Annotated in this window: 33 protein-coding genes; 22 read left to right on the top strand and 11 right to left on the bottom strand. The window is 65.3% G+C overall.

The features are described from left to right. Positions 1 to 73 precede the first annotated feature (73 nt). From LX70_RS09045 to gloA2, 3 genes are read left to right on the top strand one after another with little or no spacing between them, the layout of a single operon-like run. The gene (locus LX70_RS09045) at positions 74 to 964 is read left to right on the top strand and encodes a LysR family transcriptional regulator (RefSeq protein ID WP_105514306.1); all 891 of its coding nucleotides are present in this window, start codon (positions 74 to 76) and stop codon (positions 962 to 964) included. A 1-nt stretch (position 965) separates the two neighbouring features. Further along, on the top strand, positions 966 to 1,847 hold the full coding sequence (locus LX70_RS09040) for a DMT family transporter (protein ID WP_105514304.1): 882 nt from the start codon (positions 966 to 968) through the stop codon (positions 1,845 to 1,847). Next, positions 1,847 to 2,230: an SMU1112c/YaeR family gloxylase I-like metalloprotein gene (gene gloA2, locus LX70_RS09035; protein ID WP_105514302.1), complete on the top strand. Its 384-nt coding sequence runs from the start codon at positions 1,847 to 1,849 to the stop codon at positions 2,228 to 2,230. The genes LX70_RS09040 and gloA2 overlap by 1 nt, the downstream gene beginning before the upstream one ends. Positions 2,231 to 2,275: 45 nt before the next feature. Here gloA2 and LX70_RS09030 read toward each other — a convergent pair whose 3' ends face one another. Next, on the bottom strand, positions 2,276 to 2,617 hold the full coding sequence (locus tag LX70_RS09030) for an ArsR/SmtB family transcription factor (RefSeq protein ID WP_105514300.1): 342 nt from the start codon (positions 2,615 to 2,617) through the stop codon (positions 2,276 to 2,278). 229 nt (positions 2,618 to 2,846) lie between these two features. On the opposite strand from LX70_RS09030, the gene LX70_RS09025 reads away from it, so the two are divergent. The 6 genes from LX70_RS09025 (at position 2,847) to LX70_RS09000 (ending at position 6,324) form a co-directional block, all read left to right on the top strand. Beyond that, positions 2,847 to 3,176 carry an AtpZ/AtpI family protein gene (locus LX70_RS09025; RefSeq protein ID WP_105514298.1) on the top strand — a complete coding sequence of 110 codons (330 nt, stop codon included), beginning with the start codon at positions 2,847 to 2,849 and terminating at the stop codon, positions 3,174 to 3,176. 2 nt (positions 3,177 to 3,178) lie between these two features. Further along, positions 3,179 to 3,949: a F0F1 ATP synthase subunit A gene (locus tag LX70_RS09020; RefSeq protein WP_425430581.1), complete on the top strand. Its 771-nt coding sequence runs from the start codon at positions 3,179 to 3,181 to the stop codon at positions 3,947 to 3,949. Between the two features lie 47 nt (positions 3,950 to 3,996). Further along, on the top strand, positions 3,997 to 4,236 hold the full coding sequence (locus tag LX70_RS09015) for a F0F1 ATP synthase subunit C (RefSeq protein WP_105514294.1): 240 nt from the start codon (positions 3,997 to 3,999) through the stop codon (positions 4,234 to 4,236). 80 nt (positions 4,237 to 4,316) lie between these two features. Next, entirely contained in the window at positions 4,317 to 4,892 is a 576-nt protein-coding gene (locus LX70_RS09010) for a F0F1 ATP synthase subunit B' (RefSeq protein ID WP_105514292.1), read from the top strand. Between the two features lie 4 nt (positions 4,893 to 4,896). Then, a complete protein-coding gene (locus LX70_RS09005) occupies positions 4,897 to 5,460 on the top strand; it encodes a F0F1 ATP synthase subunit B (protein WP_105514291.1) in 564 nt (187 codons plus the stop codon). Positions 5,461 to 5,661: 201 nt separating this feature from the next. Continuing rightward, on the top strand, positions 5,662 to 6,324 hold the full coding sequence (locus LX70_RS09000; RefSeq protein ID WP_105514290.1) for a YiaD family glycine zipper/OmpA-like lipoprotein: 663 nt from the start codon (positions 5,662 to 5,664) through the stop codon (positions 6,322 to 6,324). Positions 6,325 to 6,391: 67 nt separating this feature from the next. Here the strand turns inward: LX70_RS09000 and LX70_RS08995 are convergent, their stop codons facing one another. Genes LX70_RS08995 through LX70_RS08985 form a run of 3 tightly spaced genes read right to left on the bottom strand, consistent with a single transcriptional unit; the run spans position 6,392 to position 8,043 of the window. Continuing rightward, the gene (locus tag LX70_RS08995; RefSeq protein WP_105514288.1) at positions 6,392 to 6,874 is read right to left on the bottom strand and encodes a VOC family protein; all 483 of its coding nucleotides are present in this window, start codon (positions 6,872 to 6,874) and stop codon (positions 6,392 to 6,394) included. Positions 6,875 to 6,883: 9 nt separating this feature from the next. After that, the gene (locus LX70_RS08990) at positions 6,884 to 7,687 is read right to left on the bottom strand and encodes a VOC family protein (protein ID WP_105514286.1); all 804 of its coding nucleotides are present in this window, start codon (positions 7,685 to 7,687) and stop codon (positions 6,884 to 6,886) included. Further along, positions 7,684 to 8,043: a DUF1428 domain-containing protein gene (locus LX70_RS08985; protein WP_105514284.1), complete on the bottom strand. Its 360-nt coding sequence runs from the start codon at positions 8,041 to 8,043 to the stop codon at positions 7,684 to 7,686. The genes LX70_RS08990 and LX70_RS08985 overlap by 4 nt, the downstream gene beginning before the upstream one ends. Before the next feature lie 78 nt (positions 8,044 to 8,121). On the opposite strand from LX70_RS08985, the gene LX70_RS08980 reads away from it, so the two are divergent. From LX70_RS08980 to LX70_RS08970, 3 genes are all read left to right on the top strand, one after another. Further along, positions 8,122 to 8,790 carry a winged helix-turn-helix transcriptional regulator gene (locus LX70_RS08980; protein ID WP_105514282.1) on the top strand — a complete coding sequence of 223 codons (669 nt, stop codon included), beginning with the start codon at positions 8,122 to 8,124 and terminating at the stop codon, positions 8,788 to 8,790. Positions 8,791 to 8,853: 63 nt separating this feature from the next. Then, the gene (locus LX70_RS08975) at positions 8,854 to 9,624 is read left to right on the top strand and encodes an FCD domain-containing protein (RefSeq protein WP_105514280.1); all 771 of its coding nucleotides are present in this window, start codon (positions 8,854 to 8,856) and stop codon (positions 9,622 to 9,624) included. A gap of 112 nt (positions 9,625 to 9,736) precedes the next feature. Beyond that, positions 9,737 to 10,000 carry a hypothetical protein gene (locus LX70_RS08970; protein ID WP_105514278.1) on the top strand — a complete coding sequence of 88 codons (264 nt, stop codon included), beginning with the start codon at positions 9,737 to 9,739 and terminating at the stop codon, positions 9,998 to 10,000. Between the two features lie 19 nt (positions 10,001 to 10,019). On the opposite strand, the gene LX70_RS08965 is transcribed toward LX70_RS08970, so the two are convergent. Both LX70_RS08965 and LX70_RS08960 read right to left on the bottom strand, forming a co-directional pair. Further along, positions 10,020 to 10,859 carry a methylated-DNA--[protein]-cysteine S-methyltransferase gene (locus tag LX70_RS08965; RefSeq protein WP_105514700.1) on the bottom strand — a complete coding sequence of 280 codons (840 nt, stop codon included), beginning with the start codon at positions 10,857 to 10,859 and terminating at the stop codon, positions 10,020 to 10,022. 38 nt (positions 10,860 to 10,897) lie between these two features. Further along, positions 10,898 to 11,401: a Hint domain-containing protein gene (locus tag LX70_RS08960; protein ID WP_105514277.1), complete on the bottom strand. Its 504-nt coding sequence runs from the start codon at positions 11,399 to 11,401 to the stop codon at positions 10,898 to 10,900. A gap of 130 nt (positions 11,402 to 11,531) precedes the next feature. Here LX70_RS08960 and nth point away from each other — a divergent pair, with 130 nt between their 5' ends. Both nth and LX70_RS08950 read left to right on the top strand, forming a co-directional pair. Further along, positions 11,532 to 12,176, top strand: coding sequence for an endonuclease III (gene nth / locus LX70_RS08955; protein ID WP_105514275.1), 645 nt, complete (start codon positions 11,532 to 11,534; stop codon positions 12,174 to 12,176). Then, complete coding sequence (locus LX70_RS08950) at positions 12,173 to 13,159, top strand: adenosine kinase (protein WP_245885018.1); 987 nt, start codon at positions 12,173 to 12,175, stop codon at positions 13,157 to 13,159. The genes nth and LX70_RS08950 overlap by 4 nt, the downstream gene beginning before the upstream one ends. On the opposite strand, the gene LX70_RS08945 is transcribed toward LX70_RS08950, so the two are convergent. Beyond that, positions 13,160 to 13,873 (bottom strand): phosphatase PAP2 family protein, encoded by a 714-nt coding sequence (locus tag LX70_RS08945; protein ID WP_245885016.1) that lies wholly within the window; start codon positions 13,871 to 13,873, stop codon positions 13,160 to 13,162. It lies immediately after the preceding gene. A 33-nt stretch (positions 13,874 to 13,906) separates the two neighbouring features. Beyond that, the gene (locus LX70_RS08940; RefSeq protein WP_105514272.1) at positions 13,907 to 14,722 is read right to left on the bottom strand and encodes a sulfotransferase family protein; all 816 of its coding nucleotides are present in this window, start codon (positions 14,720 to 14,722) and stop codon (positions 13,907 to 13,909) included. Positions 14,723 to 14,874: 152 nt separating this feature from the next. On the opposite strand from LX70_RS08940, the gene LX70_RS08935 reads away from it, so the two are divergent. The 3 genes from LX70_RS08935 (at position 14,875) to LX70_RS08925 (ending at position 17,157) form a co-directional block, all read left to right on the top strand. Then, a complete protein-coding gene (locus LX70_RS08935) occupies positions 14,875 to 16,452 on the top strand; it encodes a DUF5928 domain-containing protein (protein WP_105514270.1) in 1,578 nt (525 codons plus the stop codon). Positions 16,453 to 16,460: 8 nt separating this feature from the next. Then, positions 16,461 to 16,844, top strand: coding sequence for a histidine triad nucleotide-binding protein (locus LX70_RS08930; RefSeq protein ID WP_105514269.1), 384 nt, complete (start codon positions 16,461 to 16,463; stop codon positions 16,842 to 16,844). Between the two features lie 127 nt (positions 16,845 to 16,971). Then, the gene (locus tag LX70_RS08925; RefSeq protein ID WP_105514267.1) at positions 16,972 to 17,157 is read left to right on the top strand and encodes a zinc-finger domain-containing protein; all 186 of its coding nucleotides are present in this window, start codon (positions 16,972 to 16,974) and stop codon (positions 17,155 to 17,157) included. 27 nt (positions 17,158 to 17,184) lie between these two features. Here LX70_RS08925 and dnaJ read toward each other — a convergent pair whose 3' ends face one another. Beyond that, positions 17,185 to 18,336 (bottom strand): molecular chaperone DnaJ, encoded by a 1,152-nt coding sequence (gene dnaJ, locus LX70_RS08920; RefSeq protein ID WP_105514265.1) that lies wholly within the window; start codon positions 18,334 to 18,336, stop codon positions 17,185 to 17,187. Positions 18,337 to 18,407: 71 nt separating this feature from the next. After that, the gene (gene dnaK, locus LX70_RS08915; RefSeq protein ID WP_105514263.1) at positions 18,408 to 20,330 is read right to left on the bottom strand and encodes a molecular chaperone DnaK; all 1,923 of its coding nucleotides are present in this window, start codon (positions 20,328 to 20,330) and stop codon (positions 18,408 to 18,410) included. 234 nt (positions 20,331 to 20,564) lie between these two features. On the opposite strand from dnaK, the gene LX70_RS08910 reads away from it, so the two are divergent. After that, positions 20,565 to 21,152, top strand: a complete 588-nt coding sequence (locus LX70_RS08910) for an alpha-ketoglutarate-dependent dioxygenase AlkB family protein (protein ID WP_105514698.1) — start codon at positions 20,565 to 20,567, stop codon at positions 21,150 to 21,152. Positions 21,153 to 21,158: 6 nt separating this feature from the next. Here LX70_RS08910 and LX70_RS08905 read toward each other — a convergent pair whose 3' ends face one another. Beyond that, positions 21,159 to 21,980, bottom strand: a complete 822-nt coding sequence (locus tag LX70_RS08905; protein ID WP_105514697.1) for an ABC transporter permease — start codon at positions 21,978 to 21,980, stop codon at positions 21,159 to 21,161. A gap of 133 nt (positions 21,981 to 22,113) precedes the next feature. Between LX70_RS08905 and cysQ the strand changes: the two genes are divergently transcribed. The 4 genes from cysQ (at position 22,114) to galE (ending at position 25,844) form a co-directional block, all read left to right on the top strand. Beyond that, positions 22,114 to 22,911 (top strand): 3'(2'),5'-bisphosphate nucleotidase CysQ, encoded by a 798-nt coding sequence (gene cysQ, locus LX70_RS08900; protein ID WP_105514261.1) that lies wholly within the window; start codon positions 22,114 to 22,116, stop codon positions 22,909 to 22,911. Beyond that, positions 22,908 to 23,708, top strand: coding sequence for a 3-deoxy-manno-octulosonate cytidylyltransferase (locus tag LX70_RS08895; RefSeq protein WP_105514260.1), 801 nt, complete (start codon positions 22,908 to 22,910; stop codon positions 23,706 to 23,708). Before cysQ ends, LX70_RS08895 begins: the two co-directional genes overlap by 4 nt. Positions 23,709 to 23,956: 248 nt before the next feature. After that, on the top strand, positions 23,957 to 24,850 hold the full coding sequence (gene galU, locus LX70_RS08890) for a UTP--glucose-1-phosphate uridylyltransferase GalU (protein ID WP_105514258.1): 894 nt from the start codon (positions 23,957 to 23,959) through the stop codon (positions 24,848 to 24,850). 7 nt (positions 24,851 to 24,857) lie between these two features. Continuing rightward, a complete protein-coding gene (gene galE, locus LX70_RS08885; RefSeq protein ID WP_105514256.1) occupies positions 24,858 to 25,844 on the top strand; it encodes a UDP-glucose 4-epimerase GalE in 987 nt (328 codons plus the stop codon). The last annotated feature ends 64 nt before the right edge of the window (positions 25,845 to 25,908 follow it).

The raw sequence follows: 25,908 nt of genomic DNA, 5'->3' as shown, positions 1-25,908 counted from the left end.
CAGAAGATGAGCCTTGCGCTGGCAAACACAACGCGATTTGATGCACCTGAACTGTGAATGGATGCACATAAGAATGGCTTTCGAGAACTGGGACGAGGTACGCACCGCCTATCAGGTGGCGCGGATCGGGACGGTCAGCGGCGCGGCCGAGGTGTTGGGCGTTCATCATGCGACCGTCATCCGCCATATCGACGCGCTGGAGCAGCGGCTGGGCGCGAAGCTGTTTCAGCGCCACCCGCGCGGCTACACGCCGACCGAGGCGGGGCAGGAGCTTTTGAAGGTCGCGCAGACGACAGAGGATCAGTTCGCCCATCTCGCCGCGCGGATCACCGGGGCGACGACGGAAGTGTCGGGCGAACTTGTCGTCACCTCGCTGCCCGGCCTGACCGATGTGGTCCTGCCGACGCTGGCGCGGCTTCAGGTGGACTATCCCGATCTGAGGGTGCGCTATGTCTCGGACTCGCGGCTTTTCCGGCTGGAATATGGCGAGGCGCATGTGGCGATCCGGGCCGGCGGGCGGCCGCAGGAGCCGGACAACGTGGTCCAGCCGCTTTGCACCTATCATGTCGGACTTTACGCCTCGGCCGCCTATGTCGACCGCCATGGCCTGCCGAAGGGTGAGGAGGATCTGAAGGCCCACCGTTTCGTCGGGCCGGTCGATCTGGACAGCCGCGCGCCCTATATGGTCTGGCTCAGGTCGCGGGTCGATGAGGATGCCGTCACCTTCCGCAGCAACGAAGCCGTGGCGCTGCGCGACGCGATCGGGGCGGGGGTGGGGCTTGGCTTCGTCTCGGTCCTGTCGGCAAAGCGCGACCCGGATCTGGTCGAGGCGCTGGCGCACCGGCCGGACTGGGATTCGACCCTGTGGCTTGTCACCCATGTCGACCTGCACCGCACGCCGCGCGTCCAGACCTTCGTCAAGGCGCTGCGCGAGGATGCGCGGGTGCAATGCACGCTGGACTGAGATGAGCGAGGCGGCGAAGGGCCATCTGGCGATGCTGGTCTTTTCGGCGCTGGTCGCGGGGTCCTTCGCGCTGGGCGCGATGATGGCCAATGAGGTGGCGCCGATAGCCTTCACGGCGCTGCGCTTTGCCCTGGCGGCGGTGCTGCTTGGCATCGCGGCGATGGCCACGGGCGGGATCGCCGCGCGCGATGCCGCGGCCCCCTGGCGCTATCTTCTGCTGGGCGGGCTGTTCAGCAGCTATTTCGTGCTGATGTTCGAGGGGTTGAAGACCGCGCCCCCGGTTTCCGCGGCGGCGGTCTTTACCCTGACGCCGATCCTCTCGGCGCTTTTCGGCTGGGTCCTGCTGCGGCAGGTGACGACGGCGCGGATGGCGCTGGCGCTGGCCGTGGGGGCGGCGGGGGCGCTGTGGGTGATCTTCCGCGCCGATCTTGGTGCGCTTCTGCGGTTCGACATCGGGCGGGGGGAGGCGATCTATTTCGTCGGCTGCATGGTCCATGCGGCCTATGTTCCCTTCGTCCGCCTGATGAACCGGGGCGAGCGGCCGCTGGTCTTCACCTTCGGCATGGTCGTGGCGGGGACGCTGGTCCTGACGGTGCTGGGCTGGAGTGCGATCCGGGCGACGGACTGGGCGGCGCTGCCGGGCATCGTCTGGGTGACGCTGGCCTATACGGTCGTCTTCGCCACGGCGGGGTCCTTCGTGCTGACCCAATACGCCGCACTCCGCCTGCCCTCGGCCAAGGTCATGGCCTATACCTACCTGACGCCCGCCTGGGTGATCCTGTGGCAGATCGCGCTGGGCCATGGCGCACCGGCGGGGCGGGTTATACTGGGCGTCGTCGCGGTGATGATCGCGCTCTGGCTTTTGTTGAAGGACGAACACTGATGCTGAAGCGTATTCACCATGTCGCGGTGATCTGTTCCGATTATGCGGCGTCGAAACGGTTCTATACCGAAGTGCTGGGCCTGCCGGTGCTGGCCGAGAACCACCGCGCCGCGCGGGAAAGCTGGAAGCTGGACCTTGGGCTGCCCGATGGCGGGCAGATCGAGCTGTTTTCCTTTCCTGCCCCGCCTTTGCGCCCGTCGCGGCCCGAGGCCTGCGGCGCGCGGCATCTGTGCTTTGCCGTCGATGATGTCGAGGCCGCGAAGGCCGCGCTTGAGGCCAAGGGGCAGGCGGTGGAACCGGTGCGGGTGGATGAATATACCGGGCGGAAGTTCACCTTCCTGCCTGACCCCGACGGGCTGCCCATCGAGCTTTACGAGGGCTGAGGGGGCGGGACGCCTCCGGCGGAGGTATTTCGGGCAAGATGAAGCTCAGGCCGGGTCGCCGAGTTCCTGATCGAGAAACCGTTCGAAGGCGTCGAAATCCACCGGGTCGAACTGGCCGAAGCCCTGAATCCAGACCGTGGCCGCGCGCATCGCGTCGGGTTCGAGCTTGCACCATTTCACCCTTCCGCGCTTTTCCTGGCTGATGAGCCCCGCCTCGGCCAGCGCGGCGAGGTGTTTGGAGATCGCGGCCAGCGACATCTCGAACGGTTCGGCGACGTCGGTCACGGCCATGTCGTCTTCCAGAAGCATGGTCAGGATCGCCCGCCGCGTGGGGTCGGCGAGGGCGGCGAAGATCGCGTCGAGTGAGGGCGGCCGGGCCGGGATCATGGCCCTTCTCTGCTACGGGCCGGGAAAATCGTCAACCGGAAGGTTGAATATGCGAAAACGCCGGATTTCGTGATCCGGCGTGAGGGCGGGCGGCGGGCGGCGCCGGGCGGGATTCGGAAAGTCTTTTTGTTTCAGGCGGTTGCGGCGCTTGCGCCCGCCGCGCAGCCGCATTGACTCAGGCCGCCGCGGCGGCTAGCTATCGCGCGACTGTCCGAGGGGGCCTTTCGCCATGTCCGACGCGCCCGATCCCGACCGCCTCAAGGCGCTCGAGGAGCGGTTGGCGGCGGCGAGGAAGGTCCGTGCTCCGAAGCCGACGGTGGAGGATCATTACTCGGCCGCGAGCCAGGGCTGGCGGATGGTGATTGAGCTGGTGGCGGGCCTCGCCATCGGTTTCGGTATCGGGTACGGGCTGGATTCCCTTTTCGGGACCATGCCGATCTTCCTGGTGCTGTTCATACTTCTGGGCTTCGCGGCCGGGGTGAAGACGATGCTTCGCACCGCGACCGAGATCCAGGCGAAAAATGCGGCGGGCGCGCCCGCCAGGGACGAAGGGGAATAGCCGTGGCGACTGAAGGGCAAAGCGAAGGTCTGGTCTTTCACCCGATGGATCAGTTCAAGATCCAGCCGCTGTTCGGCGACGGGCCGATCCATTGGTACACGCCGACCAACGCGACGCTCTGGATGGGTATCGCGATCCTCTGCATCATCGGTCTTTTCGTGATCGGTACCCGTGGCCGCGCCACCATCCCGAGCCGCATCCAGTCGATCGCCGAGCTTGGCTATGGCTTCGTTCACAAGATGGTCGAGGACGTGACCGGCAAGGAAGGGCTGAAGTTCTTTCCTTATGTCTTCACGCTGTTCTGCTTCATCGTCTTCTCGAACTTCCTGGGCCTGATCCCCGGCGCGCTGACCACGACGAGCCATATCGCCGTCACCGGCATCCTTGCCATGGCCGTTTTCCTGACCGTGACGATCTTCGGCTTTATCAAGAACGGCGCGCATTTCCTTGAGCTGTTCTGGGTCAAGTCGGCGCCGCTGCCGCTGCGCCCGGTGCTGGCGCTGATCGAGGTGATTTCCTACTTCGTGCGCCCGGTCAGCCACTCCATCCGACTTGCGGGCAACATGATGGCCGGTCACGCGGTCATCAAGGTCTTTGCCGCCTTCGCGCCGCTGATCCTGATGTCGGGCATCGGCATCGCGGTGACGCCGCTGTCGATCCTGGCGATCGTCGCGATGTACGCGCTGGAAATCCTCGTGGCCTTCATCCAGGCCTATGTCTTCACCATCCTGACTTGCGTCTATCTGAAGGACGCGCTGCATCCCTCGCACTGAGGGACGTCAGAAACCTCTGCAACTCTTCCAACCGTAAGGAGATCAACATGGAAATCGCAGCAGCAGCAGCTCTCGGCAAGTTCATCGGCGCGGGCCTCGCCTGCATCGGCATGGGCGGCTCGGCCATGGGTGTGGGCAACGTCGCCGGCAACTTCCTCGCCGGTGCGCTTCGCAACCCGTCGGCGGCTGCCGGCCAGACCGCCACGCTCTTCATCGGCATCGCCTTCGCCGAAGCGCTCGGGATCTTCTCGTTCCTCGTCGCGCTTCTGCTGATGTTCGCCGTCTGAGCCTCGACTGACCATCCTTACGGCCGGATGGGTGCAGGCGCGCCCATCCGGGTTGTAATCAAGGTTTCGAGGGGGCCGAGATGGCAAACACAACGACAGAAGCCGCCGGGGCCGTGACCGAGGTCGCGGGCCACGCCGCCGAGGCGGGCGGACATGCGGCGCAAAGCGCCGGTATGCCCCAGCTCAACTGGGAAACCTTCCCGAACCAGATTTTCTGGCTCGTGGTGGCGCTTGTCCTGATCTACCTGATCCTCAGCAAGGTCGCGCTGCCCCGTATCGGCGGCATCCTTGCCGACCGTCAGGGCGCGATCACCAATGACATCGCCGCCGCCGAAGAGCTTAAGGCCAAGGCCGTCGAGGCCGAGAAGGCCTATAATCAGGCGCTGATCGACGCGCGCGAAGAGGCGAACAAGATCGTCGCCGAGGCGCGGGCCGAGATCCAGAAAGACCTCGACAAGGCGACGGCCAAGGCCGATGCCGAGATCGCCGCGAAGACCGCCGAATCCGCCAAGCGGATCGAAGAGATCCGGGCCGGGGCCGCGAAGAACGTCGAAGAGGTCGCGCGCGATGCCGCGGCGGCGATCGTCGACACGATGGGCGTCAAGGCGGATGCCAAGACCGTTGCAGGCGCCGTCACCGCACGGCTGAAGGGGTGAGGCCATGAACCGTATCCTGACCGCAACCGCAGCCCTCATGCTGGCCACCCCCGCCTTCGCGGCGGGAGGGGAAGCGTTCTTCTCGCTCCGCAGCACGGAATTCGTCGTCACCGTCGCATTCCTTCTGTTCATCGGCGTCCTGATCTATTTCAAGGTGCCGGGCCTGATCGGCGCGCAGCTCGACAAGCGCGCCGCCGGGATCAAGAAGGACCTCGACGATGCCCGCGCGCTGCACGATGAGGCACGCTCGATCCTGTCTTCCTATGAGCGCAAGCAGAAGGAAGTGCAGGAGCAGGCCGCCAAGATCGTGGAGACCGCCAAGCGCGAGGCGATGGCCGCCGCCGATCAGGCGAAGGCCGATCTGAAAGCCTCGATCACGCGGCGTCTGGCCGCGGCCGAGGATCAGATCGCGTCGGCCGAGGCCGCCGCCGTGCGCGAAGTGCGCGACCGCGCGGTGAACATCGCCGTGGCCGCTGCGGGTGAGCTGATCGCCGAGAAGATGTCGAAGGCCGACAAGAACGGCCTGATCGACGCCGCCATCGGCGAGGTGGAGACCAAGCTGCACTGATCGCGGCCGTCCGAACGGACCCCGAAAACCCGGCCCGCGCGGCCGGGTTTTTCTTTTGCGCGCCGGGGCATTGCGGCGGCGAAGAAATATTCGCCGATGCGCGGAAACCCGCCGGAACCGAGCAGCGTTCACGGCGTTATTGCTTAACAGCGCCTAAAATCCGAGATATCGGCGAAAGAAAATCATGCGGAGCAGTTACACATGCGCATCAAAGCCCTTCTCATCGCCGGCTCGGTTTCGGCGATTGCCCTGACGGCCTGTACCCCGGTCGATCAGTATTCGGCCAACCCGAACCAGCGGACCAAGGAAGGCGCGCTGACCGGCGCGGCCATTGGTGCGGGCCTTGGCATCCTGACGGGCAAGGGTGGCAAGGACAAGCTTGACCGGGCGGTCGTCGGCGGCGCCATCGGCGCGGCGGCGGGCGGTCTCATCGGCCACAACCTGGACCGGCAGGCGGCGGAGCTTCAGGCGCAACTGAACGACAGCCGCATCCGGGTCGTGAACGAAGGCAACCAACTGCGCGTCGTGATGCCGAACGGCATCCTCTTCGCCACCGACAGCGCCGCGGTCCAAGGGTCGATCCAGAACGATCTTTACACCGTCGCCGACAACCTCAACCGCTACCCGAACACGCGGGTTGAGGTCGTGGGTCACACCGACAACACCGGCTCTGCCACCTATAATCAGGACCTGTCCGAACGTCGTGCCGCGGCGGTTGCGTCGATCCTGCGCAGCGCCGGTGTCTCGGGCGGGCGGATCGCGTCCTACGGGCGCGGCGAAAGCGCGCCGGTTGCGTCGAACCTGACGGCGGACGGTCAGGCGCAGAACCGCCGCGTGGAAATCCTTATCATTCCGACCGGCTGATCCCTCGCCGCCGGATGACAGGAAGGCCGGACCCCTGGGGGTCCGGCCTTTTTCGTTGGCGGGCGGGTCAGCCGCGCCGCGCGGCCTCGATCGCGGCGATGTCGATCTTCTTCATCGTCATCATCGCCTCCATCGCCCGTTTCGCCGCCGCCCGGTCGGGGTCGTTCATCGCGGCGATCAGGGCGCGGGGAACGATCTGCCAGAAAAGGCCGAACCGGTCGCGGCACCAACTGCACGCATTTTCCGCGCCGCCATTGGCGACAAGCGCGTTCCAGTAGCGGTCGGTTTCCTCCTGCGTGTCGGTCATCACCTGAAACGACACGGCCTGATCGAACTTGAACTGCGGCCCGCCGTTCAGGCCGACGAAGGGCTGGCCAAGCACGGTGAACTCCACCGTGATCTCCTGCCCCGCAGGCGTCGAGGGGTTGTCGGCGGGGGAGGCCAGCGCGCGCCCGACATGGCTGTCGGGGAAGGTGGCGGCGTAGAATTCCGCCGCCTCCCGCGCGTTGCCGTCGAACCAGAGACAGGTGACGATGCGATCCCGTGTCATGGCGCGCCCCTATTTCGGACCGACGACGGCGAAGCTGGCGCCCTGCGGATCGTCGGCGATGGCGATCCAGGCGCCGCCCGGCACCTCGGACGGGCCATGCCTGACCGTCCCGCCCGCCGCCGTGATCCGCCCCATCGCCGCCTCGGTGCCATCGACGCCGAAATAGGGCAGCCAGAAGCCGCTGCCCTGACCCGTCTCTGGGCGCAGCCGCTGCATCCCGCCGATGTCGGTGCCGTCGCGGGAGAAGAGGTCGTAAGAGCCGAGATCGCCCATATCCATGCTGGTCGAGGGGGTCCAGCCGAACTGATCGCCGTAGAACTTCATCGCGGCCCTGGGGTCGGGGCTGTTCAGCTCATGCCAGTTGCCGTGGCCCGCTTTCTTCTGGTTGAAGGCGGTGCCGGTTTGCCCGTCCAGCGGCTCCAGGATGCCAAAGCCGCTGCCCATCGGGTCGCCGAGAATGGCAAAGCGTCCGGTATTGGGGATCGGCGTCACCGGCACATGGACGCGCGCGCCCGCCTTCTTCATCCGCGCCACCGCCTTGTCGGCATCCTCGACGGCGAAATAGACCATCCACATCGGCGGCATCCCCTTCGCCTCATCCGGCATGACCATCATGCCCGCGACCATGTCATCGCCGCGTTTCGCCAGCCGGTAGTCGAAGCCGGGCATCCCGGAATCGGCGACGGACCAGCCAAGGACCTTGCCATAGAACGCCTCGGCGGCGGGAAGGGCGCCGGGGGCGGTCGAAAGCTCATACCAGCAGGGGCTGCCGTGCTGCGCGGCGAGGGTCGAGGTCTTGCGGGGGGCGGTCATGCGCCTTCTCCTTCCATCAGGATCGGTTCGAAGCCGCCATAGATCATGCGCTTGCCGTCGAAGGGCATCTCCACCCCCTCCATGTTCGGGTCCTCCATCATCTTCTTGTAGGCGGCGTCGCGGGTGGCCTTGTCGGGCCAGATCATCCAGGCGAAGACGACCGTCTCATCCGGCGTCGCGGCGACGGCGCGCAGGAAATCGGTCTGCTTTCCGGGCGGAACCTCATCCCCCCAGCCGACGACGAGCGTCTGCGCGCCCATCCCGCGGAAGGTCGGCCACCACTTCGCCTCATGCGCGCGATAGTCCTCGCGCCGGGCGGTGGGGACGGGGATCACAAATCCGTCGATATAGCTCATGGCGAATCCTCCTGTTGCAAGGGGCAGGGTGAGGCGATAAGTTGTAAAAAGCAACTATCAGTTGGAAAAAGCTACTAAATGAGCGAGATCAGGCCGGAGACCCCGCGCAGCGTCTATAATGAAGGGTGCCTTGCCGCCCATGCGCTCGACCTTCTGGGGGAGCGGTGGTCGTTCCTCGTGATCCGCGAACTGATCTTCGGGCCGAAGCGCTTCGGCCTGTTGCGCGCGGGCCTGCCGGGGATCAGCGCCTCGGTCCTGACGCAGCGGCTTCAGGGGCTTGAGGCGGGCGGGATCGTGCGGCGGCGGATGCTGCCCGACCCGGCGGAGGTGCAGGTCTACGAACTGACAGAGGCCGGTCAGGCGGCGCTGCCGCTGCTTGAGGCGATGTGCCAATGGGCGGTGCAGGTGCCGGGCCACGACCCGACGAAATTCATCAGCCCCTCGGCCCTGATGATCTCCATGGGCGCAATGATAGATGGCGCGAAGGCGGCGGGGATGACCGTCCGCGCGGGCTTTGACCTTGGGCGTGAAACCTTCATCGGCGGCATCGAGGCGGGGCGCTGGCAGGCGCGGCGCGGGGCGGCGGAGGGCGACATCGCCTTTACCGGCAGCGCCAATGCGCTGGCGCCGGTGATCTACGGCCCCGCCCCGCTGCGTCACTGGATCGACAGCGGCGCGATTGCCTTCACCGGCGACCCGGCCCTTGGCCAGCGCTTCGTCGATCTCTTCAGCCTCCGGCCGCGCTGACACGGCTTTTCGGTTGTGCCAACCCCGATGCGGTCATAAGACTTGACCAATCCAAGGTGGACCATGCCCTATCAGGAAATCGCGCCCGAGAAGCTGTCCCATGCCGTCGTCCGCCAGATCGAGCGGCTGATCCTGCAAGGCATCCTGCGTCCGGGCGAACGCCTTCCGGCCGAACGCGAACTGTCCGAGCGGCTTGGCGTCTCGCGCCCCTCGCTGCGCGAGGCAGTGTCTGAATTGCAGGCGGCGGGGCTTTTGACCGCGCGCCCCGGTGCCGGGATCTATGTGGCCGAGGTTCTGGGCTCTGCTTTCGCGCCTGCGCTGATCCGGCTTTTCGGAAGCCATGACGAGGCGGTCTTTGACTACCTCGATTTCCGCAGCGACATGGAGGGGCTGGCCGCCGAGCGCGCCGCGCGTCTGGGCAGCGACACCGACCTCGCCGTTATCGCCGCGATCTTTGCCAAGATGGAGGCCGCGCATCAGAAGCGGAACCCCGAGGATGAGGCGGCGCTGGACGCGCAGTTCCACATGGCCATCATCGAGGCCAGCCACAACGTCATCATGCTGCACATGATGCGGTCGATGTACGAGTTGCTGCGCGAAGGCGTGTTCTACAACCGTCAGATCATGTTCCGGCAAAAGAACACCCGCGACCTTCTCCTCGACCAGCACCGGGCGATCAACACCGCCCTTCAGCAGCGCGACCCCGAAGCGGCGCGGGCGGCCGTCGCGGCGCATATGGGCTTTGTCAGGACCGCGCTGAGCGAGGATCGCCGCGCCCGGTCGAATGAGAAACTGGCCCGCCTGCGCCTGGCGCAAGAGGCGGAGCGCGGCTGAACCGCCCATGCTGACGTAGGGGCAGGCAGGCCCCCTGCGGCTTGACATGCGGCAGGATGTCGCAGGAGGCTGGTCGCATGGCGCTTTGCCATGGACCAGGGGGACAATCGGAATGGAACAGATCATTGCGCAGGTGATCGGCGGGGCCTTGGGTGGCGTCGGCGGCGGCAAGGCCGTGAAGGGCGCCGATATGGGCAATATCGGTAACCTCATCGCCGGGGCCGTCGGCGGGCTTGGCGGGGGTCAGCTTCTGGGCGGGATGCTGGGCGATGCCGGCGGGATCGCGGCTATGGCGGGCAACCTTGTCGGCGGCGGTGTCGCGGGACTGATCGTGCAGGTCGTCGTCGGGCTGATCGTCAAGAAGATGCGCGGCTGAGGCGGCCCGCGCTTCGGGGTCAGCCCGCGTCGCTGCGGGCTGCCTCCCACGCGAGAAGGGCGCGCTTGATCGGCAGGCCCCAGTGATAGCCGCCAAGCTCCCCCGTCTTGCGCAGCGCGCGGTGGCAGGGGATCAGCCAGCTGACCGGGTTGCGCCCGACGGCGGTGCCGACGGCGCGGACGGCGCGCGGGTTGCCGATCGCGGTGGCAAGGTCGGTATAGGTCGTCACATGGCCCGACGGGATCGCCAGAAGCGCCTCCCACACCTTGATCTGGAACGGCGCGCCGATGGCGAAGACCGGCGCGGGATCGGCGCTGGCGCCGAAGGCGGACAGGGCCAGCGGGCGCAGCATCATCGGGTCCTCGACGAAATCGGCCTTGGGCCAGCGACCAAGAAGGTCGGCCATCGTCGCCTCGGCCCCGGTCTCGGCCGCGAAACCGATGCCGCAGATGCCGCGATCCGTCGCCATCAGAAGCGCGGGGCCGAAGGGGCTGTCGCTCCACCCCCAATGGATCCTCAACCCCTCGCCCGCGCGGGCGAATTCACCGGGGCTCATCGCCTCCCAGCGGATGAAAAGGTCGTGCAGCCGCCCGCCACCGGACAGCCCCGCGCCATCGGCGGCGTCAAGGACCGTGTGCCGTTCCTCCAGAAGCCGCTTGGCGAGGTCGAGCGTCAGGTATTGCTGATAGCGCTTCGGGCTGACGCCGACCCAGCGGGTGAAGACACGCTGAAAATGCGCGGGGCTCATGTTCAGGGCGCGGGCGAGGTCGTCAAGCGGCATCGCGGTGCCGCCCTCGGCGTCGATCAGGCGAAGCGCGCGGGCGATGACGGCGTAGTGATAGCCCTCGGGTTCGGTCATTTCGGTCATGGCGCGTCTCTCCTTCGTCCTGGGAAAGACTAGGCGAGCCTGCGCACCGCCGCGACCCGGATTTTGCGGTTTTGCGGGAAGACGTCCACCGGCCCGGCCCCGCCGATGCGCCGCCGCGCCGGCAGGCCGGGGGCGGGGGCGCTTTCGGTCCACTGACCGTCCGCCAGAAGGATCTCATGCCGGTCGAACCGCAGCGCGAAGACAAGGCGCCGCGTCAGGGGCGGGGCGCCGGTGGCAAGGTGGTGGGCGGGGATCAGCACCTCCTCACCCTCGGGGCCGCGGTCGAGAAGGCCCTGTCCGGGGCGAAGCCAGAGGCCCGCCACCTGAAGGCAGGGCAGCGGCCCGAGCGGGCAGAGCGCGCGCAGCGGGCGGTAGCCGCTGTCCCGCGTCAGGACAAGGTCCCCCGGCCTGAGCGTCGCGACGGGCAGAAGGCCGCGGCGGGTGGCGATGCGCACCGTTGCGGCAAGGCCGCCGGTCCGGGTCCCCTGACCGCTGCCGTCCCAAAATGCGATGTCACGGATCGGCCGTCCCATGCGCGGTTCCCTGCAAGCCTGCGCGGCCAGACTGCATCAAATGCGCGAAAACACCGTTAACGCCGATGCGCGCCGCATTCGTTCCCCGAAGGGCTTGCCGTCCGGCAGCGCGCCCGCTATCGCCGTTCCCATGGCCAAGCAACTCGACTACCTGACGATGAAGGAGATCTTCCGCCGCTTTCACGAGGCGGAGGCAGAGCCGAAGGGTGAGTTGGAGCATGTGAACGCCTTCACCCTTGTCGTCGCCGTGGCGCTGTCGGCGCAGGCGACCGATGCCGGGGTGAACAAGGCGACCCGGTCGCTGTTCAAGGTGGCCGATACCCCGGAAAAGATGCTCGCCCTCGGCGAAGAGGGGCTGACCGGGCATATCAAGACCATCGGCCTTTTCCGCCAGAAGGCGAAGAACGTCATCAAGCTGAGCCGTATCCTTGTCGAAGAATATGGCGGCGAAGTCCCGTCCTCGCGCGCCGCACTCCAATCGCTGCCGGGCGTCGGGCGCAAGACGGCGAATGTGGTGCTGAACATGTGGTTTCATCAGCCGGCGCAGGCGGTCGATACCCATATCTTCCGCGTCGGCAACCGCAGCGGCATCGCACCGGGCAAAGACGTGGAAACAGTCGAGCGCGCGATCGAGGATAACGTGCCGGCCGAATACCAGCAGCATGCCCATCATTGGCTGATCCTGCACGGCCGCTATATCTGCGTGGCGCGCAAGCCCAAATGCGGGGCCTGCCTGATCCGCGATCTGTGTTCCTATGAGGAGAAGACCCTGTGAAGAGCTATGACGTTGTCGGCATCGGGAATGCCATGGTCGACGTGCTGACCCAATGCGACGACAAGTTCCTCGACTGGATGGGGATCGAAAAGGGCATCATGCAGCTTGTCGACCGCGAGCGGGGCGAGATGCTTTATGCCGCGATGAAGGAACGGACCGAGGCGCCGGGCGGGTCGGTCGGCAACACCATGGCGGGGCTGGGCAACATGGGGCTGCGCACGGCCTTTATCGGCCGGGTCAAGGACGATGCGCTGGGCCGCTTCTACGCCAAGTCGCTTGAGGTGGAGGGGACGGATTTCCCCAACCCGCCGGTGGCTTCGGCGGACCATCCGACCTCACGCTCGATGATCTTCGTGACGCCGGATGGCGAAAGGTCGATGAACACCTATCTTGGCGCGGGCGCCGATTTCGGCCCCGACGATCTGGACGAAGAGGTGGTGAAGAACAGCGCCTACCTGTTCCTTGAGGGCTATCTTTTCGACAAGGATCAGGGCAAGGCCGCCTTCCGCAAGGCCGCCGCCGCGGCCCATGCCGGGGGTGGCAAGGCGGGGATCGCGCTGTCCGACCCGTTCTGTGTCGACCGCCACCGCGCCGACTTCCGTCGGCTGGTGAAGGACGAGATGGACTATGTCATCGGCAACCAGCACGAATGGGAATCGCTCTACCAGACCGATCTTGACGGCGCGCTGGCGCAGGCGCGGGAAGAATGCGGCGTGGTGGTCTGCACCCGGTCGGGCGCCGATGTGGTGATCCTGCGCGGGGACGAGCGGGTGGAGGTGCCGGTGCATCGCGTGGTGCCGGTGGATGCGACGGGCGCGGGCGATCAGTTCGCCGCAGGCTTCCTCTATGGCCTTGCGACCGGCCAGTCGCTGGCCGTGTCGGGCCGCATGGGCTGTGTCGCGGCGGCCGAGGTCATCAGCCATTTCGGCGCGCGGCCCGAAACCGACGTCAAGGCGCTGTTCCGCGATCACGACCTGATCTGATCAGTCCTCATCCTCGATCGCGCCCCGGCGCGACAGGTAACGCGCAAGCGCCGCACAGCCAAGCGCCCAGCCGCCGCCTGCCGCCCAACCGGCCAGAACGTCGGTCGGCCAGTGAACACCAAGATAGACGCGGCTGACGCCGACCGACAGGGTGACGGCGGCGGCAAGGGTGACGACATAGATCTTCAGCCGCCGGTCGGGCAGGGTCCGGGCGACCAGCAAGGCCAGCGTCAGGTAGACGATGGCCGACATCATCGAATGGCCCGAGGGGAAGGACGCCGTGTAGACATGCGATCCGTGCGGGACAAGGTCCGGGCGCGGCCGGTCGAACAGCGCCTTGGCGGCGGAGCTGAGCGTAAGGCCCCCGCCCACCGCCGCCACCAGAAACAGCGCCGTCAGCCGCCGCCGCTGAAGCCAGAGAAGGCCGAAGACGGCCACCGTCAGGAAGGCCAGGACGGCGGTCCCGCCAAGTGCGGTCATGTCGCGCGCCAGTTCCTCCACCCAGGGCGGTCCCAGCGGGTCGGCCGGGTTGCCGGGCGCGCGCAGCGACAGCAGCACCGCTTCGTCGAAGGCATGGGTTTCGCCCTCGGCCACCTCATCCGCGATCAGGGCAAAGGCCCAGCCCCCCGCCGCCGCCAGCGCCAGAAGCGCGGCCAGCCCAAGCTCCATGTGACCGGACAGCCATCGCAGAAAGCGGGCGGGCGGGGCGGTCATGGCGCGTCTCTCCTCGGCCATAGGCGGGGTGGGTTACCCAAGCTTGGCGTGGATTTCATCCAGATCGACTTCGCCCAGCGGCATCTTGTTCGACGGATCGTCGAAGTCATAGCGGAAGAGCTGGAAGTCCTTGTGATAGATTTCCCAGATCAGGTGCCGGGACAGGTCGTCGAAATAATCCTCGACCGGATGGGCGCGCTTCGGCCCATGCCCTTCGCTTTCATTGAAGCGCGGGATCGTGGCAAGGTCCACCTTGTGCGGCGTCTCGATATGATCCAGCACGACCTGCATGCCGTCGTTGAATGTCTCGGTAAAGAAGATCTGGTCGTAGCGCCCGCCATTCGCGATGAAGGTCGAGATATGGCCCGACATCGCCGACCAGTGGATGTCCGGCTCCATCGGCTTTTTCCAGCGGATCGTGTCGCGCGCGAACAGAAGGAAGCGCCGGAATGAGGCGATCTGATCGAAGTCGAACCCGTCCTCGGGGCTGCCGACTTCGATCCCGTATTTCTGGATCAGCGTCGGCACCAGGTTGCCGCGATAGCGCTGGCCGTTGCGCTGAATCCCGGCGATCTTGTCGAAGAAGGACGACAGGATGCGGGTATAGGGGTTGCGCACGCAGGTATAGGTATAGGCCTGCCGTTCCTTCACGGCCTTTTCAATGATCGGCTGGCTGTCCTCACGCGCCCATTTGTGCAGGCCTTCGGCCGCGTCATGGATATCGCCGTCGAAGAAACGCCCGTGATCGGAATAGAACATGATCTGACCGATGGTCGAACAGGCGCATTTCGGCACCACGCGGTAGACCATGCTGCCGCTCTCGGTCATCCAGGTTCCGGGAAATCCCATCTATGTCCATTCCTAAAATACCGGAGGGCCGGTCCGGTCGTGACATTAGGCAACAATTACGGCCTAAAGAGCAAAAAGACTCTGTCTTTTCAACGGCCGATATAGCTATCTGGCCCAACAATAGCCACAAAGGCGCGTGGTCGGTATCCCGTATGGCAAAAATCGCTTTCATCCTGCTCTGTCACAAGGACCCCGAAGGGGTTATCGCCCAGGCGCGGCGGTTGACGGCGGTGGGCGATTTCATGGCGATTCACTTCGATGCCCGCGCCAACCCGGCGGACTACGCGAGGATCCGCACCGCCCTGAAGGACAATCCGGGCGTGGTCTTCGTCAAGCGCCGCGTCAAATGCGGCTGGGGCGAATGGAGCCTTGTCGCCGCCACGCTCCGCGCGGTCGAGGCCGCCGAGGCCGCCTTTCCCAGCGCCAGCCATTTCTACATGCTGTCGGGCGACTGCATGCCGATCAAGTCGGCCGAATACGTCCACGAATTCCTTGACCGCGACGATGTGGATTATATCGAAAGCTTCGATTTCTTCCGCTCTGACTGGATCAAGACCGGGATGCGCGAAGATCGCCTGATCTATCGTCACTATTTCAACGAACGCCTGCGCAAGGGCCTGTTCTACGGGGCCTATAACCTGCAAAAACGGCTTGGCCTGAAGCGCGACATCCCCGCCGACCTGCGCATCATGATCGGCAGCCAGTGGTGGTGCCTGCGCCGCCGGACGGTCGAATGGGTGCTTGAGCTGATCGCGCGCCGCCGCGACATCGTGCGCTTCTTCCGCACGACCTGGATCCCCGATGAGACCTTCTTTCAGACCCTCGTCCGCCATGTTGTGCCAGAGGGGGAAATCCGGTCCCGCACGCTGACCTTCCTGATGTTTTCCGATTACGGGATGCCGGTGACCTTCTATAACGATCACCACGACATGCTTTTGGGGCAGGACGCGCTTTTCGCCCGCAAGATCAGCACCGAGGCGGCGGAACTGAAGGCGCGGCTGGGCGATCTTTACGCCGAGACGGGCGTCGATTTCCGTATCTCCAACGAAGGCCGTAACCTGTACCGCTTCCTCACCGGACGGGGCCGGATCGGCCGCCGCTTCGCCCGTCGCTTCTGGGAAACGGAATCGACCTTGGGCCGGGAACGCGAACTCCTCGTCCTGATCTGCAAGAAATGGCATGTTGCGAAACGTCTGGCCGCGCGACTGTCGGAAGAGACGGGCATCCCGGCCATCGAATACCTCTTCGACGAAGCCGCCACGCCGCTGCCGGACCTCGGCGGCATCCAGACGACGCTGGCCAAGCGCAACCGCCATCGCCGCGCGCTGCTCAGGATGCTGTTCGACCAGATGCAAAGCGACCGCCTGATCATCTGCGTCGATCCGGCGGGGATCGCGACGCTGCGCGATTTTGCCGCCGACCGGGCCACCATCCGCATGCTGGAAATCGAATGCGCCTTCAGCGACGACTATCTGGTGGGCCATGCGCGGCGCACCGGCCTTGCGGGCGACCATACCGGGGCCGAGACGCTGGCCCGGCTCCTGCCGACGATCCGCTATGACATTCGCCATGAAAGCGACATCCTGCGCGATGCCGCTTTCGCGCATTTCTCGATCCTGCGGGAAAGTGCCGGGGCTGCCGAAAATGCCGTGCCTCTGGCCGCGTTTGCCGCTATCCCTGACGACAAGGCACGCGCCCTTGCCTCTATCGACCATCTCTTTTCGGACTGAGTAACGACATGGCCTACAGCTACGACGACACCAACGTCTTCGCCCGCATCCTGCGCGGCGAGATCCCGAACAAGACCGTGAAGGAGACCGAGCATACGCTTGCCTTTCACGACATCGGGCCGCAGGCGCCGGTGCATGTGCTGGTGATCCCCAAGGGCAGATACGTCAACTTCGACCATTTTGCCGCCGAGGCGCCGGATGCCGAGATCCTCGATTTCATGCGCACTGCGGCCGAGGTCTGCCGGATGCAGGGCGTCGCGCCGGGGCAGGAGGGGGAGGGCTACCGCGCCATCGCCAATTCTGGCACCCATGGCGTGCAGGAGGTGCCGCATTACCACCTGCATATCCTTGGCGGCCGGGTTCTGGGGCGGATGTTGCCGCGCGCGGATTAAGCTTTTGATGTCGCGTGTTCGAGAAGCACAAAACTGGTTCCCACTTTTGTGCAACATGCTCAAGCGCGCTTGTCCCCGCTGACCCAATGCGTATCATGCGCCCGCAGTTACAGAACGGAGTAGCCCGATGACGATCCCCGCGCCCGAGACCGAGGTTGTGACGACCTGGAAAGTCGCCTGCGACGGGGGTGACGGCGCGCTGGGCCATCCGCGCGTCTGGCTGACGATCCCGCATGACACGGGCTTTGTCGAATGCGGCTATTGCGACAAGAAGTATGAGATCGACCGGGCCCATGCCCACGACGATCACTGAGGGTCGGGACAGGCGTCTGCGCGACGCCTATCCCTTCATCCCGTCCCAGAAGCTGCGCACCTTTGAAAAGAAGGACGATTCCTCCGGGTTGTTGTCCTTGCTCAGCTCCTGAAACTCACGCAGCAGGTCCTTCTGGCGCGAGGTCAGGTTCACCGGCGTTTCCACCGCGATCTCGATCAGCATGTCGCCCGACCCGCCGCCGCGAAGGGCGGGCATGCCCTTGCCGCGCAGGCGCAACTGCTTGCCGGTCTGGGTTCCGGCCGGGACCTTCACTCGGCTGCGGCCGCCGTCGATCGTCGGGACCTCTACCTCACCGCCCATCGCGGCCGCCGTCATGGCGACCGGAACGCGGCAGTAAAGGTGGACACCGTCGCGCTGGAAGAGCGGATGTTCCTTGACCTCGATGAAGATATAAAGGTCGCCCGCAGGCCCGCCGCGCATCCCGGCCTCCCCTTCGCCCGCCAGACGAATGCGGGTGCCGGTTTCCACCCCGGCGGGGATGTTGACGGAGAGAGAGCGGTCTTTCTCAACCCGGCCCGCGCCGTGGCAGACCTTGCAGGGGTTCTTGATGATCTGGCCAAGGCCGCCGCAGGTCGGGCAGGTCCGCTCGACCGTGAAGAAGCCCTGCTGCGCGCGAACCTTGCCCATGCCCGAACAGGTGGGGCAGGCCTGCGGTTCGGCGCCGCCCTCGGCCCCGGTGCCGTTGCAGGTGCCGCAGGCGACCGAGGTGGGGACATTGATCGTCTTCTGCGCGCCCTTGAACGCCTCTTCCAGCGTGACACGCAGGTTGTAGCGCAGGTCTGACCCGCGGCTGGCGCGCTGACGCCCGCCGGGGCCGCCGCCGCGCCCGCCCATGAAATCGCCAAAGAGGTCCTCGAACACGTCCGAGAAGGCCGAAGCGAAATCGCCATTGCCATAGGCGCCGCCGCCGCGCGGACCGCCGCCCATGCTGCCGTCGAAAGCGCCATGGCCAAAGCGGTCATAGGCAGCCTTCTTGGTGTCGTCCTTCAGGACGTCATAAGCCTCGTTCACTTCCTTGAACTGGGCTTCGCAATCGGGCTTGTCCTTGTTGCGGTCGGGGTGAAGTTCCTTCGCCTTGCCGCGATAGGCCTTCTTGATCTCGTCGGCCGAAGCGCCGCGCGACACGCCCAGAACCTCGTAATAGTCGCGTTTCGCCATTCCAGTTCCTTCCGGTGAACGCGCAGGCCGGTCCGATATGCATCAGACCGGCCCCGTCGGTTCAGGTCGCGTCAGCCGCGCTTGCGGTCGTCGCCGAGGTCTTCGAAGTCGGCATCCACGATGTCGTCATCGACGCCGCGCGGGCCTTCGTCCGCCTCATCGTCGCTGGCCTGACCGGCTTTCGCCTGTTCGGCCTTGTAGATCGCTTCGCCAAGCTTCATCGACGCATCCGTCAGGTTCTGGATGCCGCCCTTGATCTTGCCCGCATCCTCGGATTTGAGCGTCTCTTCCAGCGCGCCGATGGCCAGTTCGATCGCCTCGACGGTCGAGCCATCGACCTTGTCGCCATGATCCTCCAGCGCCTTCCGGGTCGAGTGGATCAGGCTTTCGGCCTGGTTGCGGGCCTCGACCATGTCCTTGCGCTTCTTGTCGCCTTCGGCGTTCGCCTCGGCGTCGCGCACCATCTTGTCGATTTCCTCGTCCGACAGACCGCCCGAGGCCTGGATGGTGATCCGCTGTTCCTTGCCGGTGCCCTTGTCCTTGGCACCGACATGGACGATGCCGTTGGCGTCGATGTCGAAGGTGACCTCGATCTGCGGCAGGCCGCGCGGTGCGGGCGGGATTTCCTCAAGGTTGAACTGGCCAAGCAGCTTGTTGTCGGCCGCCATCTCACGCTCGCCCTGGAAGACGCGGATCGTCACGGCGTTCTGGTTGTCTTCGGCCGTGGAGAAGATCTGCGACTTCTTGGTCGGGATCGTGGTGTTGCGGTCGATGAGGCGGGTGAAGACACCGCCCAGCGTCTCGATCCCCAGCGAGAGCGGCGTGACGTCGAGAAGGACCACGTCCTTCACGTCGCCTTGCAGCACGCCCGCCTGGATCGCGGCGCCAAGGGCCACGACCTCATCGGGGTTCACGCCCTTGTGGGGTTCCTTGCCGAAGAAGTTTTTCACCTCTTCCATGACCTTCGGCATCCGCGTCATGCCGCCGACCAGAACGACCTCGTCAATGTCGCCTTTCGACAGGCCCGCATCCTTCAGCGCGGATTCGCAGGGTTTCATCGACTTCTTGATGAGGTCGGCAACCAGGCTTTCCAGCTTGGCGCGGGTCAGCTTCATGACAAGGTGCAGCGGCGTGCCGGTGTTCTTGTCCATCGAGATGAACGGCTGGTTGATCTCGGTCTGCTGGCTGGAGGACAGTTCGATCTTCGCCTTTTCGGCCGCTTCCTTCAGGCGCTGAAGCGCCATCTTGTCGCCGGACAGATCGACGCCATGCTCTTTCTTGAACTCGTCGGCGAGGTAGCCGACGATCCGCATGTCGAAATCCTCACCGCCAAGGAAGGTGTCGCCGTTGGTGGATTTCACCTCGAACAGGCCTTCGTCGATCTCAAGGATGGTGATGTCGAAGGTGCCGCCGCCAAGGTCGTAGACGGCGATGGTCTTGGTTTCCTTCTTGTCGAGGCCATAGGCCAGCGCGGCGGCCGTCGGTTCGTTGATGATGCGCAGCACCTCAAGCCCGGCGATCTTGCCCGCGTCCTTGGTGGCCTGACGCTGGGCGTCGTTGAAATAGGCCGGAACCGTGATGACGGCCTGCGTCACCGTCTCCCCCAGATAGGACTCGGCGGTTTCCTTCATCTTCTGAAGGATGACGGCGGAGATCTGCGCGGGGCTGAATTTCTCACCCTTCACCTCGACCCAGGCGTCGCCATTGCCACCGTCGACGATGGAATAGGGGACAAGCTTCTTGTCCTTCTCGACCTCGGCATCGCCGATGCGACGGCCGATCAGCCGTTTGACGGCAAAGACGGTGTTGGTCGGGTTGGTGACGGCCTGACGCTTGGCCGGCTGGCCCACGAGCCGCTCGCTGTCGGTGAAGCCGACGATGGACGGCGTCGTGCGCGCGCCTTCGGAGTTCTCGATCACGCGGGGCTGCGACCCATCCATGATGGCAACGCAGGAGTTGGTGGTCCCGAGGTCGATACCGATGACTTTGGACATATGTATTCCCTTTCTTTCGGCGATATTCTGGCACCGGATCCGATTGCGGCCTCCGACGCCGATCCCAAGAATTCGGCCGGGTCTGCCCGACCAGCTTCGAGCGGTATATAAGGAGGGAGGTTTTGTGCTGCAAGCATCGCCGGGTCAGGAAAAGTGGTGAAAATCTTCGAAAACGGGCGCCCGTCGCCGGATGATCCCACGGGCCGCCCCGCGGGCCGCCCGGCGGCGGTCGATCTGCACGGGGCGGCGCTTTATCCCGGTTATCTCGGGCCTGACGAACAGGTCGCCCTGGTGGGCGATCTGCGCGTCGTCGTGGCGGCGGCGCCGCTTTTCGCGCCGGTCACGCCATGGGGCAAGCCGATGTCGGTCCGCATGACCTCGGCCGGGCGCTATGGCTGGGTCACCGACCGGCGCGGCTATCGCTATGCCGACCGCCATCCTGCGGGCGGCGACTGGCCGCCGATCCCCGCCAGCGTTCTGGCGATCTGGCGCGATCTGGTCGGCCCCGAACGGCTGCCCGATTGCTGTCTGGTCAACTTCTATGGCGAAGGCGCGCGCATGGGCCTGCATCAGGACCGGGATGAGGCCGATTTTTCCCGGCCGGTGCTGTCGGTCAGCCTGGGCGACGATGCCCGCTTTCGCATCGGTGGGACGGAGCGGGGCGGCAAGACGGTGTCGGCCTGGCTGCACTCGGGCGATGTGTTGATCCTCGGCGGGGCCGCGCGGCTGGCCTATCACGGCATCGACCGGATCGTGCCGGGCAGTTCGACCCTGCTGCCGAAGGGCGGGCGGATCAACCTGACGCTGCGGGTGGTGGACTGAACCGGGCTACTTGCCCGCGAACCAGCTGAGGGAAACGTGGCGGCGGCCGTAGAATTCCCCCATCAGCCCAAGCATCAGCAATGCCAGCGAGACATAGACCGGATAGGCGATCGAGGAATTGTGGGGGTAGTAGTCGATGAAGGCATAGCCACGCCCCTGGTCGATGATGTGAAACAAGGGGTTCCAGTCAAAGAACTTCAGCATCGTGTAGCCAAGCGCGTTGCCCACGAACATCTTGCCGGAAAAGATCAGGTTGACGCGGGAATAGATCGTCGTCGCGATGCCGACGACGCCGGGCGCCCAGGGCTTTGCCGCCAGAACCACCAGGCCGACACAGGCGCCGCTGAACCAGGCGAGGATGATCATGGCCATGACGCCGATCGGATCGTAGATCTCGATCGGGGTGACGGCGAGGTGATAGATGCCAAGGATCGCGACCAGCGACAGGATCTGCGTGTAAAGTGCCGCCAGCGCGGCCGAGGTGATGGCGATGGCTGTGGTCATCGGCGCGTGAAGCATCATGGCCGATGTCGGCCCCTCTGCCCCGGCGACGGCGCCCATCGTCTTCACATTCGTCATGAAGGTGAAGATCCCGGTCATCAGGTAGACGAAATAATCGCCCCGGATCGCCGCCCCGCGCATCCCCATGATCTGAAACAGCGCGTAGAAGACCGCGATCATCACCAGCATCTGGAAGATGTTCATCAGAAGGCCGATGACGGCGTTCGAATGCCCCCGGCGGACCGCGCGGACGGTGTTGTGATAGATCAGGTCGACGGTCCGAAGGGCCGCCTGAAAGCCGTTTTGCCGCGTTTCAACCCTGAACATGCCCTTTTGCCGCCTTCCGGCCATATGAGACAGGCCTGCCCCTGCGTCGCATGGAGTCCTTGCCGTTATCTTAACGGCGCATCATAAGGGGCCGCGAAGGTCCGTACAACGGGCGCAAGACGAGGAGAGTGAAGTGGATCTCGAACGCCTGACACCCGTGATCCGTCGCCTGGCGCTTGAGGCGGGGGACCGCATCATGGAAATCTACGACAGCGCCGATTTCGAGGTGCGGGCCAAATCCGATGACAGCCCCGTGACCGCCGCCGATGAAGCCGCCGATGCGCTGATCTCCGAAGGGCTGGCCGAGGCCTTCCCGCAGGTCGCGCTGGTGACCGAGGAGCAGGCGGCAAGCCACGGGCAGGAGGTTTCCACCTTCCTGATCGTCGATCCCCTGGACGGGACCAAGGAATTCGTCCAGCGGCGCGGCGATTTCACCGTCAACATCGCCTATGTCGAAAACGGCGTTCCGCTGCGTGGCGTCGTCTATGCCCCGGCGAAGGGGCGGCTTTTCTACACCCTGCCCGACGGACGTTCCGTCGAGGAGGCCGGTCCCTTCGACAAGGATGCGCCGGGCGCGACGAAGGCGATCACGGTTTCGGTCCCCGACAACCGGGGGCTTATGGTCGTGGCGTCGAAATCGCACCGTGATCAGGCGACGGACGACTATATCGGCCGCTACGCCGTGCGCGACATGACCTCGGCCGGGTCGAGCCTGAAGTTCTGCCTTGTCGCCACCGGCGAGGCCGACCTTTACCCGCGCCTTGGCCGGACGATGGAATGGGATACCGCCGCCGGGGACGCCGTGCTGCGCGGCGCGGGCGGCGAGATGGTGCGCTTCGACGACCACACGCCCTTTACCTATGGCAAGACCGGGTTCGAGAACCCGTTCTTCATCGCCTATGCGCCGGGTGTGCTGCTGGTGAAGGAATGAGCGTTCTTCTGGTCATTCCGGCGCGCTACGCTTCCACCCGCTATCCCGGCAAGCCCTTGTCCGAACTGCGCGGCGCCGACGGCATGTCGCGCACCTTGATCGAACGCAGCTGGATCGCGGCGCAGGCGGTGCGCGGGATCGACCGGGTCGTGGTGGCGACGGATGATGTGCGGATCAAGACGGCCGCCGAAGGCTTCGGGGCCGAGGTCGTGATGACCTCTGACACCTGCCGCAACGGGACCGAACGCTGCGCCGAGGCGCATGAGCGGCTGGGCGGCGGCTATGACATGATCGTCAACCTGCAAGGCGATGCGCCGCTGACGCCCTCCTGGTTCGTCGAGGAACTGGTCGAGGGGCTGGATGCCCATCCCGAAGCCCGCGTCGCGACCCCGGTCTTGCGCTGCGACGGCGCCGCGCTGAACGGGTTCCTTGAGGATCGCCGCGCGGGCCGCGTCGGCGGCACCACCGCCGTCTTCGACCATGACCGGCTGGCGCTTTACTTCTCAAAGGAGGTGATCCCCTTCACCTCGCATACCTATGCAGACGATGACGAGACGCCGGTCTTTCACCATGTCGGCGTCTACGCCTACCGCCCCGACGCGCTGTCGGCTTATCCCGAATGGGAGCCGGGGCATCTCGAAACCCTCGAAGGGCTGGAGCAGTTGCGCTTTCTCGAACGCCGCAGCCCGGTCCTGTGCGTCGAGGTCGAATCGCGCGGACGACAATTCTGGGAACTGAACAACCCCGAAGACGTTCCCCGAATCGAGGCCATGATGGCCCGGATGGGAATGGTGTAGGCGGAAAGGAGCGGGTCCGGCAGGATCGGGCGGCAGAGAGTCGCGCAAAGGCTGCGGAATACCCGACTACAATCTGGTATAAATGGGGCGTATCGTTGCCAAATGGATTCTTTTTCGGGCAATTTCCGCGCCGGGCGTGGTGGGAAATGTCATAAGGTTGTCCCATTGGGCGCGCAGAAATTAAATGATACCGCCGAACCGGCTGCCCTCATGGCAGCGGCGTGCGGAATGAGCGAGACGGTGTAGAGATGAAGCGGAAAGTCACGAAGGCCATTTTCCCTGTGGCAGGTCTTGGGACGCGGTTCCTCCCGGCGACCAAGTCGATCCCGAAAGAGATTATGACACTCGTCGATCGCCCGCTGATCCAGTACGCCATCGACGAGGCGCGCGCCGCCGGGATCAAGGAATTCATCTTCGTGACCTCGCGCGGGAAGTCCGCGCTTGAGGATTATTTCGATCACGCCCCCGTGGTCGAGGCGGAACTGAAGCGGAAGGGCAAGAAGGACCTTTTGAAGCTTCTGAAGGAAACCAACATGGATTCCGGCGCCATCGCCTATGTGCGCCAGCAAAAGCCGCAGGGCCTTGGCCACGCCGTCTGGTGCGCGCGCCGTCTTCTGGGGGATGAACCCTTTGCGGTTCTCTTGCCCGATGACGTGATCGCCGCCGAAAAGCCCTGCCTGCAACAGATGGTCGAGGCGCATGCCGAAACCGGCGGCAACATGGTGGCGGCGATGGAGGTTTCGCCGGAAAAGGCGTCCTCCTATGGCGTGCTGGATATTCGCGACGACATGGGCTCGCTCGTCTCCGTGCAGGGGATGGTGGAAAAGCCCAAGGCGGCCGAGGCGCCGTCGAACCTTGCGGTGATCGGCCGTTACATCCTGACCCCGCAGGTGATGGAAAACCTCAACCAGCGCAAGAAGGGCGCGGGCGGAGAGATCCAGCTGACCGACGCGATCGCCGAGGAGATCCGCAAGTCCAACAACGTCTATGGCTATCGCTTCCGCGGCCAGCGTTTCGACTGCGGATCGAAGGCCGGGTTCCTGCAGGCGACGGTGGCCTTCGGCCTTGCGCGCGAGGAACTGCATGACGAATTCAACCAGTTCCTGATGGGTATGACGGCGATGCGCAAGGCGGCCGAGTAACGCCGCAATGCCACGACATATCCTGGTTACGGGCGGCGCCGGTTATATCGGCGCCCATGCCTGCAAGGCGCTGAGCAAGGCCGGTTATGTGCCGGTCACCTTCGACAATTTCGCAACCGGCTGGCGCGATGCCGTCCGCTTCGGGCCGTTGGAAGAGGGCGATCTTCTCGACCGCGCGCGGCTGGATGAGGTCTTTGCCCGCTACGCGCCCGAGGCGGTGATGCATTTCGCGGCGCTGAGCCTTGTGGGCGACGCGATGCGCGACCCCGGCACCTACTGGCGCAAGAACGTCAATGGCGCGCTGAACCTGATCGAGGCGTCCCTTGCCGCCGGGTGCCGCGATTTCGTCTTCTCCTCAACCTGCGCGACCTATGGCGATCAGGACGGCGTTCTGCTGAACGAACACACCCCGCAAGAGCCGCTGAACGCCTACGGCAAATCGAAGCTCGCCATCGAGCAGATGCTGGGCGACTTCGGCGCCAGCGACGGGCTGAACAGCGTCATCTTCCGCTATTTCAACGTCGCCGGGGCCGACCCGGAGGGCGAGGTGGGCGAGTTTCATCAACCTGAAACCCACCTGATCCCGCTGATGCTGGACGCCATCGCGGGCAAGCGCGACGCGCTGACCGTCTTCGGGACGGATTACCCGACCCCCGACGGCACCTGCATCCGCGATTACGTCCATGTCAGCGATCTGGTCGATGCCCATGTTCTTGGCCTGAAATGGCTTGGCGATGGCAAGGGAAGCGAGGTCTTCTGCCTTGGCACCGGATCGGGCTTTTCCGTGCGCGACGTCATCGCCCAGTCGGGCCGGGTGACGAACCGCGACGTGCCGGTGGTCTATGGCCCGCGCCGCGCGGGCGATGCGGTCAGCCTGGTCTGCGGCAGCGAACATGCGATCCGGGCGCTGGGCTGGCGGCCAAAGCGGTCCGACATGGCGACGATGATCTCCGATGCCTGGCGCTGGCATCAGGGACCGGGGTTCACGGCCTGATCCCCGCCGGGCAGGGTGGTACGCCCCGCCGGAACGTGACAATACTCCCCCAGCATCCGGCGCG

It is taken from the genome of Albidovulum denitrificans (assembly GCF_002973535.1).
In the GTDB taxonomy this organism is placed as follows: Bacteria; Pseudomonadota; Alphaproteobacteria; order Rhodobacterales; family Rhodobacteraceae; genus Albidovulum; species Albidovulum denitrificans.
The sequence above is the reverse complement of the archived record's forward strand: the minus strand, read 5'-3'. Positions and strand labels throughout refer to the sequence as shown.